We start from the raw sequence: 13,081 nt of genomic DNA, 5'->3' as shown, positions 1-13,081 counted from the left end.
CTTAAAAATAATCTATAAGCCTATAAGTCATAGCTTGTTGGGTTGACGCAGGATATATAACATCTTCATGGGAAAAGCAAAGCATAACCCAACAAGACTGGACTATCCCCTCTTCATTTCGTCATATACGATTTCTAGTGATTCAATTGCTACTTCATTACTGGTAGAATTGAAGCTAGGCGCAGTCCACTTGGAAGCCCAAGCTTTACTCAGATTCCAGCGTATTTTCTCTTCCCGAGCTTCATTCATTAAGACAATTGATACGTTTCTACGTTCTGTTTTGCCATCGATCACTGTTTTTCGCCAATCCCAAAGGCTGGTGGAGTCAGTAATACCACGTTTGAGTGTAATAGGTGAGTATTTGTTTAGCCCTGTTAGATGTCGTACATGATTAGGGTCAGTTCCCTCTCGGTATTCTACGGGATCTGTTGTCACATCTAAACCGTCACATTCTTGAAAACCTGCTTCAGTGATACCATCAATTTCAACTCGGAAGTTAAACCCACGGTATGGAAGATCGTCGTTCATAATTAGTCTCCTTAAGTTTGTATTTGGTGTGTTTGGTTATTTCTCGACTTATATATAAGGTCTTAGAATTTCACGGGTATCAGTGCGGCGAACAATGCGAACAATTATAAATTCGGCTGGAGCATTGGGAGCAAAACCAATTTCGGTAATAACCTGTCCAAGTTCGCGATTTTCCGGTGGATTTGTTTCTTCGTCACATTTAACGTAGAATGCTTGGTTGCGGGTTTCTCCTATTAGAGCACCTGCTTGCCACCAACCTTCCAGATAAAAACTCAGTTCTCGTTGAATTCGCAACCACAGTAGCCGACCATTAGGTTCAAAGGTTACCCAAAACATGTTTTGGTCAATCCACCGCATCAGGGTAAGAAATAAACGACGAACGTTGACGTAACGCCAGTTGAAATCTTGACCCGCGAGCGTCCTTGCTCCCCAAACCCGAATTCCTCTACCTGGGAAAGACCGCAGACAATTAATTCCGAGTGGGTTCAATTCCTCTTGAATTGAGTTGTCAATGGGCAGTTCTAAATCTAAGACATCATATATTTCTTCGTTGGCTGGGGCTTTAAATACGCCACGATCGCGATCGCTACGGGCAATTATTCCAGCTACATGTCCACAGGGGGGGACTAAGCGACCTTTCTCTAATTGGGTAGGATCATCCTGTTTGGGATAATCTTGAGTGTTTTTAACCCAAGGGAAGTATAAAACTCCGTTAAAAGCTTCTTTTTGATTTACGCTCAGGTCACGATGTTGCGATTTAATGTCCTCGTATAGTGTCAGTTTGGGCTGACCATTTTCTAGGCTAGGTAATGCATCTAATACAACCATGCGATCGCCACAAGTTTCACAGTGATTTAAAGCTGCTTGTTGCACCTGCAAAACTGCTTGTTTGTCTGGATACAATGTCATCGCATCGGGAATCGCTACCAAGTCTAGGTCGTTGAGAGGCTCTAATCCACTCAAGGCTTGAATCAGGGCTTCTTTGTTTCTATCTGGGTTCTCTGACTCGAAGACTGCTCGTGCGACGTAGCAACGAATACCGCCATTTTCAAAAAAACCATTTACTGCCTCTGCTAAGTAACTCTCATTTGGAGTCTGCAACTCATTGTCAAAGTCTCGTTTGCGCTGCAGGCTAATAACTTGTTGAGCATTTTCAAATAGGGACTGTATCGCTTTTTGAAACAGTAGCAATTCTTCTGAGTTTTCTGGATCTTCTGAGAGTTGTAACAACTCATCCCTGATGGTTGAAGTGATAACTCCGGGAAAAACTAAACACTTTTTTTCTGAGTCATAATCTATTTTACCTTTTAAGGACTCAGGAAGAGATGTAAGGTCGATTCCTGGTGGTAATTTTTCCAAAGGTGCGATCGCCCAAGCAAATCCCACAAATCCAGGAATCCCAGTAGGTAATGCCTCTTGAGGTTGTAAAAAAAACTCTTCTCTATAAACCCCCGGAGTCTTATAAACTTTTGGCATACAAGCCTCCATTATTTGCAAAAAGATACAAGCCGGTTTTAACTATTAGTTTGAGGCGTAATCTGGCTAATACGGAAGATGACAAATTCCGCTGGACGGACAATCGCCACCCCAATTTCTGTCACCACTCGACCTAGTTCCCGCTCCTCTGGTGGATTAGTTTCCGCGTCACACTTCACGTAAAAAGCTTGTTCGGGAGTGTCACCAAATAATGCTCCAGAACGCCAAACTGTGGTGAGGAAATCAGAGACATTACGAGTAATTCTCCTCCACAAATTAGGAGTATTTGGTTCAAAGACTACCCACTGGGTGCCTTCGTCTATAGATTCTCTGAGGAATAATAAGGTACGGCGGACATTGATGTATTTCAAGTCTGAGTTAGCATCTCCACCTATGGTACGGGCTCCCCAAACTAAATAATTACCGTTGAGGTCACGGATACAGTTAACACCTTGGGGATTGAGTAATGTTTGTTGAGCTTTGCTGATTTTGTATTTCAGTCCTAGAGCACCGAAGATAACCTCATTAGCTGGGGCTTTGTGTACTCCAATTGCAGTATCAACTCTGGCATATATACCTGCAATATGACCACTGGGAGGCACATATTTGCGGGTTTTGGTCGCTGGGTCAAAAACTTCTATCCAGGGGAAGTAGAAAGCTGCATAGTCTGAGTAGTCTGGTACGACGTTGTTATCATTATCCCGATCCAATTTTAGGAGATCCAATAGTCCATTAGTTTCTACCACTTGTGGACAATCAAAGATGGCAAAACGGTCTTGGGTTCTCTGTTGACAATGGGTGACTATAGCAGCGCGAACGCTAGACTCTAAAATTCCTGGCGCAGCGACAATCGCAATTTCATCAATTGGTTCAAATGTTCGCTCTAAGAATTGTTCGGTAATATCATTTTCTGCATTTACCCGCATGACATAGCAGCGAGAACCGCCATTGTTAAAAAAGCCATACACCGCGTGAGCTAATATATTTTGTCCGGTATCTTGAGTAAATTCACCAAAAGATTTTGTAAACTCAGTAAAATTGGTACATACTTTAACTTCACCAACACCCACAACAGAATTAAAAAAGCGTTTGTAACTTCCTCTGATGTCGGCTCCTGCTTGTGGAGCCTGTTGGAAAACTACGAATGAATCTTTTGTTTCGTCATTATTTTCAAGTCTAGCTTCAAATGGGTTAATTTCATCCCCTATCTTAATTTCATACTCTCCTGCATCTGGTTTTACTGGGTAAGACCCAAGTGGCAGTTTAAATTGTGTTTTCTCACCATCACCCGTAGCAATCATTTGATCTTTTACTTCTTCCACAATCGGCTCATTCGGCACAACACCAATGAACCCTGCAATACTCGTACTAACGGGAGCAATTGGTTTGATTAATGAAGGAACTTCCTCAACGTAAACACCAGGGGCTAAATACTCAGGCATAATATTCTCCTTGAGATTAACTAAAATACTATTTTTGATACAAGATAAACTAATCAAGTTAAATCGAATTTAGTGGTTTTAAGCTAAAATCTTCTGTGCGTTTTTCTCCTGGATTTAGTTGCTGTTCTAGTTTCCGGGTAGATAGCTCAAAACTTTTGTGAGAAACCTGTATTGTAGGGGAACTCGCCACGATATCTGATAAGGTGTATTTACCTTCTATATCAGTAAAAGTTTGGTATTCGCTACCACCAAGTTTAACTAAGGCTTGAGAAATAGGCTCCTGATTATCACTGCGTCTGACATTTCCAGTCAATTGGGTTGGAGATAGTTCTACTGATATTTGCAAATTTGGTGCTGTAACATCAATTTCCTTATCTTGTTCATATCGAAGTTTAAAATTAGGGGCTGAAACTTTTAGCTTATACTCACCATCAGGTAAATCCATGAAATTGAAAAAACCATTTTCAATTTTGGCGAGGGATGTAGGTAATTTGATTGGACTTTTTGGTTCTCCTATTAAATAGAAGGAGCCATTTTCAGTTGCCCAAATGTTGAAATTTTGACCTACTATATTGACAATGGTGTCTGCAATGGGTTGCTCCGTAAATTCATCCTTTATTGTTCCCGCAATTGCAACTTTGTGACTGGCTTTAATTATCATTTCTTCAATGAGGTGGGTGCAGATATTATAACGCTACGCGCAAGTAAAAAGTCAAAAGTCAAAAGTCTACTGGTTATAGGTTTTAGCTTCCGCCAATATCCTAACCTAAATGCGTAGTGCTATAAACTCAAGCTTTTCATTCCAGAAAGAGTATCTGTAAAAATCATTTGAGTAGACCATTGTTTGATTGACAATACAATGCTAATACTTGATTAATGTTTGAATTGTTCTATATGTAAAACACAAGTCAACCAACAAAATGAAGCAATTGAAGAATTAAGATTTATTTTATGAAATGATATCTTCAATAATCATCAATTGGTTCATGATAAAAATGCATTATGTCTACATAAATCACAATATCTAAATTATAGGAATAGAGGCAATATGACTTCGATATTACTACCTAATATAAATAGAATAGATTTCGTAATTGATTAAGTTATATTAGGTATTTTATTTGTAAATATTGTGAATCTTTTTCAAACTAATTTTCTTTGATAAATCTGTTTTTTGCTTCTCAGATTTTTAATTTTTACAATCAGTTTGTATGTTTATTTCCTGATAGTAGCTTATACCTTTTTCTGGAAGTTTGCTATTTTTATTTACAAAAAGTTTTATTTCTCATCTTTGTTATCCTTATTTAGTTATCAGTAAAATCAACTTATGCACTTTGGAAAAAATATTCACAAAATTACTAAGATTCTCTTCGGTGTTTCAATGTTATTGTTTTTTCGGTAACTAGAGGTACTTCCACTGGGGTAAAGGGTTGAACGGGAACTGTCACCACATAACTTAAACCAGCCTTCAGTCGTCCATCTAGAGAAGACCAAAAATCCCAAATATTAGGTGTTTTTTCTGGTTGACTCACCCAAGCACGTAAGGGAAGAGGTTGGTTCATATCTCCTTGCAGAACTTCAGTTGGTAGGGTGGGATAGCGTAACAAAGTTTTTAGAATACTTCCTTGTAGTCGATGTTCATCCACAATTTCTTTTGTCCAAACCGTAATCATATAAGACAAATCCATGCGGACGGGTGCTATAGTTTCAGTCCCTGTAGCACCATTGCGGTTTAAATACTTTTCGTTACTCCGTAACCCAAGATTCTCGCGGATGTCGTAGAGAAACAGATTAATTGTTGCTTTCTGTAGTTTGCTTTCCCAGTCTTGATTGGGTAGCTCAAATTTTATATCTATTTGAGTGTCATCAATCGGTACTTTTTGTTTCAGCAATTCTCTGAGGGTGTTATCGAGGTCTTGAAACATTCGCTTTCTCTCCCAGGAAGCTCTATTTTTGGTGCAGTTAAGTAAGTTGGTCAAATTGGTAGTGCATCAGTGATTCAGAAGAGATCCCGACGGTGCGTTACACTTCGTTAACGCACCCTACTGGACTGACACAGCTAAAATAGTGCATTAGCAAAATCCAAAAATCATTAATTGAAATAAATTTTAGGACAAATCTATTGCAACATTTTAGGCGTGTTAGTCCACTACAAGATCGGCGAGCGCACTGTAATTACCATTTCCAAAATTGAAACCACCATGCTTTGCTATCAACTACTCTGACTTCAGTATCACTCCTAGACCAAAAACCATTCCTACGACGATCATTGGCTTCATTGAGCATACGTCTTGCGAATGAATATGTCCTTGTATTATCTAATCTCTTCGCTTTTAAGTAGTACAGCATATCTGCTAAGACTGTATCGTTGTGGACAAAGCCTGTACCCAAGGCATATTGGATTCTTTGATATATATGGTCGTAGTGAAGCTGGGGAAGTTTTCCCGACGTCTTATCTGCCGTAGCCTCCTTTTCTATACCTAGCCAATTTTTATCAATTGTCTCCATTTGAGTTTGATATGATTCCAATTGATTATCACTCATCCCAGTTTCAGTATCGACAAGACCCTCCGCAGGAGGCAAATTCATGTTAGCCCAAATAAGTTCCCTGTCATCAACTCCATTTCTTCGATACTGTTGTGATGATGCAGCATGAGCCAGTTCATGAATAATAGCACTTGCAAAGTAATCCTCATCAAGAGAGAGTTGTGTCGCCGTGTCCCACTCTATCCTATAAGGTTGGTCTGCGTCAGGTGTTGATTTAGCTTGAGGTGCTGTGCCTTGAACTTGAACAAAATTACAGTTAGGTAATTGGGCAGCTGCGTCGTTATATTGTGCGGACAGCACAGAATCTTTAAGAATATTTTGAATCTTCTCTTGCGAATAGCCACTATGGACGTCATTCCACATTTCAGCCATATTATCGTAAACTACCCTTTGTATAATTGCTGTTTCTTCACGCTGTAGGGTAGGTTTTGGATTTTGCGATCGCTGGACTGCACCACTCTGCTGAACTACATGAGTCAACTCATGAGCCAACAACTCCTGCCCACTCCGACTACCTGGATTATATTCCCCCTGACGAAAGAACACATCCTGCTCCGTAGTGAAAGCCCGCGCCTGTATCGATTGATTCAAATGGTGTGATTGGCTACCCGTATGCACCCTCACCCCACTAAAATCAGCCCCAAATGCCTGTTCCATTGGTACGCGCACATTCTCTGCTAAAGGTTGTCCCCTACCTCGCGCCCGTTGAATCGCATCTTCGACACTTGGATCCACCTCTATTGCTTCACCCACAGCCATCCGCTGAATATCTGGCTTCATTTGTGCCAGTTCCTCATCCTCAGGTTCCATCCTTTGCACGGGTTCTTGATTTGTAGATGAAATACTATTCACCACTTGCTTGGCGACGCGATCCGCTTCCTGTTCGTATTTGTCACCCACTGCACCTAGAGTCAGTTTCGTTTGAATCACAGGTTGGTTCTGTTGTTGTGCTTCTTGCACCACCCGCTGTACATATCTATTTCCATGTTGTCGCTGCAACTGCAATAGCAAGTGCCTGTTAGCAGATTGTTGTTTTGCAGGGGCACGATTGAGCATCGCAGAATGGGCTGCTATGGAAGGAACATTGCTTATCCGACTTATTCTTTGCCCTATTGAATTACTTTGACTTGAGCCGATTCTCTGTTGAAATAATAGTTCTGTATCCTGGGAATCCCTGTGTTGTTTATGCTGAGATTGATTATTTAAAGTTCTTTCCTGCTTTTCCTTTGCCATTATCCACCTCGTCAGCCATAAGATTTGTTACAAGTATTTGTCAAAATTGATTGCCTCAATTATTTATCTGCGATCGCGAAAAAATTGCCTTGAAGTTAAAACTTTAATATTAAAGTAGTTGCCTGTACTATTTACTTACACACTTTGTAAGTTATCAGCTCCTCAATCCCTGATAATTCATAGATTTCGGAAATCATAAGATGACACTTTGCGACTGGGACACTCGATTGACAGACTTATGTTTAAATTGTATTTCTTCCTAATTAGATTGTTAATTAACTATTTTTCGGTATACTCTTAACTCATTTTCTGAAAATCTTCCTCATTTATTAACCGCCCCATCTTTCGAAGCTCCCGCTTTATAGCTTGAAGTAAGTGATTCATCCCAACAGCCTTACCCTCTTCAGCCGCCAGAAAAGCCGCTGCTACAGCTATATTTCGTATACTACCCCCAGCGATCTGAAACTTTTGGGCGATGGAATTGAGATTCACATCCTCTGACAATGGTGTTTGCTGGGGAAAAATCCTCTGCCAGATTTGCAAACGATGCTCTGCTTCGGGGAAGGGAAACTCAATAATAAAACGGATGCGACGGGTGAATGCTTCATCCAAATTTTGGCGTAAGTTCGTGGTGAGAATTGTAATCCCCTCGTACTCTTCCATTTTTTGTAACAGGTAAGCAACTTCAAGATTTGCATATCTATCATGGGCGTCTTTAACTTCAGAACGCTTCCCAAATAGAGCATCTGCTTCATCAAATAACAGTATGGCATTGGAATTTACCGCTGCTGTAAACACCCGATCTAAGTTCTTTTCTGTCTCACCGATATACTTACTAACAATTTGGGACAGGTCGATTTTGTACATATCTAACTGCAACTCGTTAGCAATAACCTCTGCAGCCATAGTCTTACCCGTACCTGGTAAACCAGAAAAAAGTACATTAATACCTTTTCCGAGAGAAAGGGTTTGGTCAAATCCCCACTGGTTGCAGACTATGTGGTGATACTTAACTTGATTGCAAATTTCTTGCAGTTGCCTAAGTTGATGTTTTGGTAAGATTATATTCTCCCAAGTATGTTTGGGTGTAATTTTGCGTGCTAATCCTGTTAGATCCTGTCCCGATTGCATGCGGGTTGCAGCAAATAATTCCGTGATGTTGATTTGTGCATCCGACTGCTGCGATCCTTGCATCTGTGCTTCCTCCGAATTTGTAGCCTGACTCCAAAGAATTTTGTTGCGAGCGATCGCGATCGCGCCATCAATCTGTTCGGGCGTTAAACGGAAGCGATCGCTCAATATATCAATCTCTTCTTCATTGAGTTTTATACCTATTTGAGTTGCAGAAGCTTGCCAATAAGTCCGACGTAGAGCAAAATTTGGCAGGTCAAACCCTACAGAAATTGCATTTATAGATTTAATAGTATCAGAATCACAGGGTTTTTTACCTCCTAAAATAATAATTCCTTTGCTTTGAGTCAGAGCAGTGAGCAGGTGATGATACTCGCCGTACTGTTTTTGACTGAGAATTTCATCAACTCCAGACAAATATAAAATCCCATTGTGTAGTTTAGCTTCCCGCAGCAACAACCGTAAAATCAAATCAAAATCCAGTTTTAGTTGTACCACTATCTTCAAATCTGCAGTTATGATTGGTACTCCTAAATGGTTGGCGATCGCTTTAGCGGTTCGACTTTTTCCTACTCCTTGTGCGCCATAAAAATAAAGCCGCAGTGGTTGTTGACTTTGATGTGCTTGTTCGGTCAGTTTTCCTAAAGCAAGTTTGATCTCCCGATCTAATGTTAACTGTTGTAAAACGTATTCGGACTTACCCAACCAGCAAAAATTTGCTAATCGTGGGTCAAGTTTTACTTCACCTAACAAGTAACGAACAACCTGCTCATCTAGCTTGAAATAATGAGCCAATAAGGGCGGTTTGATTTGATTTGGATCTGGGAATAAAGTTACTAAGCCTTGACTAATTAACGGCGCATCAGTCGCAAAATGAACCAACCGCTTCAGTTTTTCTGATGCAGAAGCACATAGTAAATTCACTGCTAAATCTATGCTAGGACGCTTGCGAGTAACATCATCTTGTAAATATGCATATATCCGCTCGTAACGCAGGTCAAGTTCTGGTGCTAAGGCTATTAAGACAATAACTAAATCAAATAAAGATAAATTAAAACTTTGATACAAGTTAGTTAAAGTTGAAGAGCTGTTGATAATTTGAGTAAATATTCCCTCTAAATCAACCTGGTGATCCAACAAAAGTGAAACACCCGGTTCCTGTAGTAAGTCGCGTTTTATATCATCTTCATTGATGTAAAGACCTCGATAAGGATCGGTTAGTGACTCATCTCCATTGTATTTTTGGGCATTTTTAAACGTATACTTGAGCAACAGATCGAGTTGCCGCAATGCTGAAAGCAAATTGTTAAGACATAAAACATTCATCTTTGATGTTATATATATTTGCCGTCGGAAGAGACGGGACTGTGAATATCTTCAGGAAAAGTTACCTTAACTTCTAAGAAGTACATTCGGTAGGTGTTGAAATAGCAGTAAGTTCAAAGCCAAAAGTCTTAGCTTTTTTCTTAAGATTTTTAAGTATCCTTTCTTTATACTGTTGCTCATAAGCATCTATACCAGGGTCAGTATAAGTAAGTGTCTCCGGATGTCCAAAGATAATAAAAAATACGTGCTAATTTATGAGTAGTGGCGGTAATTGCTTTTGGAGAACCCATGGGTGACTGCATACGACGGTAGTATGCACCTAAAGCAGAGTTACTACGACATATGTCTTATATTGATCGCAAACATAATGATTTTTGTTCATGAAATAATTAGCTATATTTGTTACATCATTATCAAAATGCTTCCTTGAATCTTTGTTCTAGACAGAATTTTTTGACCTCGTTTATTGGTTTTATCTTATTGTAATAATTCCTGTCTTTATTTAGATGTACGTAAAATCAACTTATACACTTTAGAACGGAAAGTATTGTAAAGATGTTGATGTGTATTAAAGTAAAACTTATATAATCATGAAGTGTAAGATAAATCTGACATAGGAAAGGCAAAATACCCATGCAGCTTGATATCACACAACTGCGTCTATACCTCTCTTATAGTTAACGATGCAGCATCCGCCATCGAATTCTACAAACAAGCCTTTGGTGCGGAAGAAAAGTATCGCATGCTCACACCAGACAAACAGAAAATCATGCATGCAGAATTACAAATCGGTAACTCAATCATCTTTCTCAATGATGAATTTCCTGATTGCGGTCATCTCTCAGCAAAAACTTTAAATGCTTCTCCGGTGAGTATTCATTTGCAAATTGATGATGCAGATTTATGGTTTGAGCGAGCCGTAAATGCAGGTGCAAAAGTAACAATGGCTTTAGAAAACACCTTCTGGGGCGATAGATAAGGTAGAGTTGTAGACCCATTCGGTCATAATTGGTCAATCAGTTCTCACATTGAAGAGCTTTCCAGTGAAGAAATTCAGCGACGTGTAGCTTTAGAATTCGCCAGTTAATACCCAACATTCCTCCCCTAATGCTGACGCATTGCTTCCGCTAAGGGGAGGTTGGGTTGGGTCGGTTAATCCTCTACTTTCTCAAAAACGATAGTACAATGGGTTACCAGAGCTGCGATCGCACCAATAGCAGCTAACTGGGGTGCAAGCAAAGCTCCAACCACTCCCAAGGTTAGAGGTATATCAATTAAAGTTTTGGCATCCTCATTCTTGATGATGATACGGCGTATATTACCTTTACGAACTAATTCCTTAATTTGACTGAGAAGTTTATCACCACTCACTTTTAACTCTTGGGTATTGATTTTTTTTTCGCTCATTTCAAAACTCTCACGATTAATATTTATCGTTAGTCTTTATGTAGCTAAGGTGTTGTGCTAGACGCAACTAAAAATTCAAAATATGAACTATATTACGACTTATTTTCAAGCCCTACATCACTAATATAGCAATCCAAAAAAGCCAAGCTTAAACCGCTTGAAATCAAATACCCCTTACAATCAGATATCCGTGAGACAAATATCCGTGAGAAGCAATATCCTCACATCAAATTTTAGGAGAGCTAAGTCCACCCAATAAAATCAACCACCACGGTACTTTCAAATCGGGAATTAAGGACGAATAATTTCTGAGTGCTGGTAACGCAGCAGGTAGTACAAAGCGAAGAGAACGGAGTGATGCAGGAAGATTTCCATCCCGATCAACGATTCCATAATGCTTAGCTAGTTCGGCGACAATTTGCACCCGTCCCGTACGACGCATTATATTTGCATTTGGTTCGGAAGCTAGCATGGCGATCGCTCGTCCTGTTAGTAGAGGGGTTTCCCAATTGTAGCGATCACGAAATATTCTACTTTGAGGATCGCTTATATTTTTCTCTTTAATTTCATCTGCCATGCTGGAAATATGCTCTGTACCAACAATACCAGGCCAAATTGAAACAGAAGCAACACTGTGGGATTTTAATTCGACAGCCATATCAGCAGCTAAGCGATCGCATGCAGATTTTCCCGCACCATATGCTGCACCGAAGATATAAGACATCCCACCCCAAGAGGAAATGGTGCAAATCAAACCTGAAAGATTTTTAGTCATCATCCGAGCAGCAAAAATACTGGCGACGTAGTGACTGCGAAGACCAACGTTATTTATTGCATCCCATAAATTGGGTTCGCAATTCCAAAATGGTTTTCCTTGAGCATCTCTCAATGCTCTGACGCCGGAATAAGCATTATTAACCAATAGATCCAGTTGTCCGCTTTGTTCGTCTTGAATGCGTTCAAATAGTAAGCGCACCTGCTCGTCATCGCTATGGTCTACTCGAACGGGAATGCAAACACCACCAGCAGACTCAACTGCTGTTTGAGTATCATTCAAAGTACCTGAAATCTCGCCATCGGAATCAGAATCATTGAGGCTACGTCCTGTAATATAAACAGTTGCGCCTGCTTCACCCAGCCCAATTGCAATTCCTTTACCAATTCCCCGTGTAGCACCCGTCACTAATGTGACTTTACCTTCAAGATTTTTCACGTCCGCTTTTCTAGCTGCTTAGTCATTATCTGTCTTATACATATTAGACGTATTTGGGGAAAGAGTACCTCAAAAATAAAGTCTTAGAGGATGTTTAAAAAGTCATATTATTTACCTTCACTAATAAACACGATACTTTCAAAGCATCCTTTCATGTGCTAAATTTTGAGTTATTATAGATAATATAGGATGTCTTTTGTTAATACTAAAATGTAAAGATTAGTTACGAACAAACCACATAGTTTAAAAGTAGTGATAAATTAATAATTGAAGCTTAATAAAGCTTCCCTGGCAGAGACAACAGCCAACGTTGTTTAGTTCAAAATTAGTTAAGAGGTAAAAAAGCTGTTTCATCATCTGTCTCGTAACCCAACTGCAACACCCGACGCGAAAACTTATATTTCCTCATGTTGTTGAATAGGGGGCAATACAACTGGATTCTAACTCTATTCCTAGGTTTAAGTTATTCATTCAGTGCAACCCCAGTTATAAGGATTAAGAAGAGGAAATTACTAAGTGATTAGTAGCTTGGGTGTTGTTGTTTTAAAAGATAATTTATAAATATAAAAAATAGTTTTTATAGCTAATCGCATCAATAATATTACAGCCTTCATAAATAATTTTAGTCAATTAATTATATTATTATATCGACACCAAACTCTTCAAAATTATCTACATTTGGTGTCGTCAAGGTAACCTGATGCGGGGGAGTAAGTAAGCAGGTACAAATAAACTCAACTATGTAACAAAAGGTAAATAAGTCTAAAACTCCTGCGAT

10 protein-coding genes are annotated in these 13,081 nt (G+C 39.5%); 1 reads left to right on the top strand and 9 read right to left on the bottom strand.

Going from position 1 to position 13,081, the window contains the following annotated elements:
- Nucleotides 1-102: 102 nt before the first annotated feature.
- The 7 genes from QNJ50_RS02535 to QNJ50_RS02505 all read right to left on the bottom strand — a co-directional run bounded on the left by QNJ50_RS02535 (nt 103) and on the right by QNJ50_RS02505 (nt 9,683).
- Nucleotides 103-528: a phage tail protein gene (locus QNJ50_RS02535; RefSeq protein WP_300631667.1), complete on the bottom strand. Its 426-nt coding sequence runs from the start codon at nt 526-528 to the stop codon at nt 103-105.
- A gap of 48 nt (nt 529-576) precedes the next feature.
- On the bottom strand, nt 577-2,004 hold the full coding sequence (locus QNJ50_RS02530) for a phage tail sheath subtilisin-like domain-containing protein (RefSeq protein WP_300631666.1): 1,428 nt from the start codon (nt 2,002-2,004) through the stop codon (nt 577-579).
- A gap of 38 nt (nt 2,005-2,042) precedes the next feature.
- A complete protein-coding gene (locus QNJ50_RS02525) occupies nt 2,043-3,446 on the bottom strand; it encodes a phage tail sheath C-terminal domain-containing protein (RefSeq protein ID WP_300631665.1) in 1,404 nt (467 codons plus the stop codon).
- Between the two features lie 58 nt (nt 3,447-3,504).
- Nucleotides 3,505-4,107: a carboxypeptidase regulatory-like domain-containing protein gene (locus tag QNJ50_RS02520; protein ID WP_300631663.1), complete on the bottom strand. Its 603-nt coding sequence runs from the start codon at nt 4,105-4,107 to the stop codon at nt 3,505-3,507.
- Nucleotides 4,108-4,804: 697 nt separating this feature from the next.
- Nucleotides 4,805-5,371, bottom strand: a complete 567-nt coding sequence (locus QNJ50_RS02515; protein WP_300631660.1) for a DUF4255 domain-containing protein — start codon at nt 5,369-5,371, stop codon at nt 4,805-4,807.
- Nucleotides 5,372-5,621: 250 nt separating this feature from the next.
- Nucleotides 5,622-7,226 carry a DUF4157 domain-containing protein gene (locus QNJ50_RS02510; protein WP_300631658.1) on the bottom strand — a complete coding sequence of 535 codons (1,605 nt, stop codon included), beginning with the start codon at nt 7,224-7,226 and terminating at the stop codon, nt 5,622-5,624.
- A gap of 297 nt (nt 7,227-7,523) precedes the next feature.
- The gene (locus QNJ50_RS02505) at nt 7,524-9,683 is read right to left on the bottom strand and encodes an AAA family ATPase (protein ID WP_300631656.1); all 2,160 of its coding nucleotides are present in this window, start codon (nt 9,681-9,683) and stop codon (nt 7,524-7,526) included.
- Nucleotides 9,684-10,323: 640 nt separating this feature from the next.
- Here QNJ50_RS02505 and QNJ50_RS02500 point away from each other — a divergent pair.
- Nucleotides 10,324-10,662, top strand: a complete 339-nt coding sequence (locus tag QNJ50_RS02500) for a VOC family protein (protein WP_300631654.1) — start codon at nt 10,324-10,326, stop codon at nt 10,660-10,662.
- A 173-nt stretch (nt 10,663-10,835) separates the two neighbouring features.
- Here the strand turns inward: QNJ50_RS02500 and QNJ50_RS02495 are convergent, their stop codons facing one another.
- Both QNJ50_RS02495 and QNJ50_RS02490 read right to left on the bottom strand, forming a co-directional pair.
- Nucleotides 10,836-11,090 carry a DUF4342 domain-containing protein gene (locus QNJ50_RS02495; RefSeq protein ID WP_300631652.1) on the bottom strand — a complete coding sequence of 85 codons (255 nt, stop codon included), beginning with the start codon at nt 11,088-11,090 and terminating at the stop codon, nt 10,836-10,838.
- A 226-nt stretch (nt 11,091-11,316) separates the two neighbouring features.
- Nucleotides 11,317-12,303: an SDR family NAD(P)-dependent oxidoreductase gene (locus QNJ50_RS02490; RefSeq protein ID WP_300631650.1), complete on the bottom strand. Its 987-nt coding sequence runs from the start codon at nt 12,301-12,303 to the stop codon at nt 11,317-11,319.
- Nucleotides 12,304-13,081: the final 778 nt, after the last annotated feature.

The organism is Mastigocoleus sp. MO_188.B34, assembly GCF_030065675.1.
In the GTDB taxonomy this organism is placed as follows: domain Bacteria; phylum Cyanobacteriota; class Cyanobacteriia; order Cyanobacteriales; family Nostocaceae; genus Mastigocoleus.
This window is presented reverse-complemented; position numbering and strand designations above follow the sequence as displayed.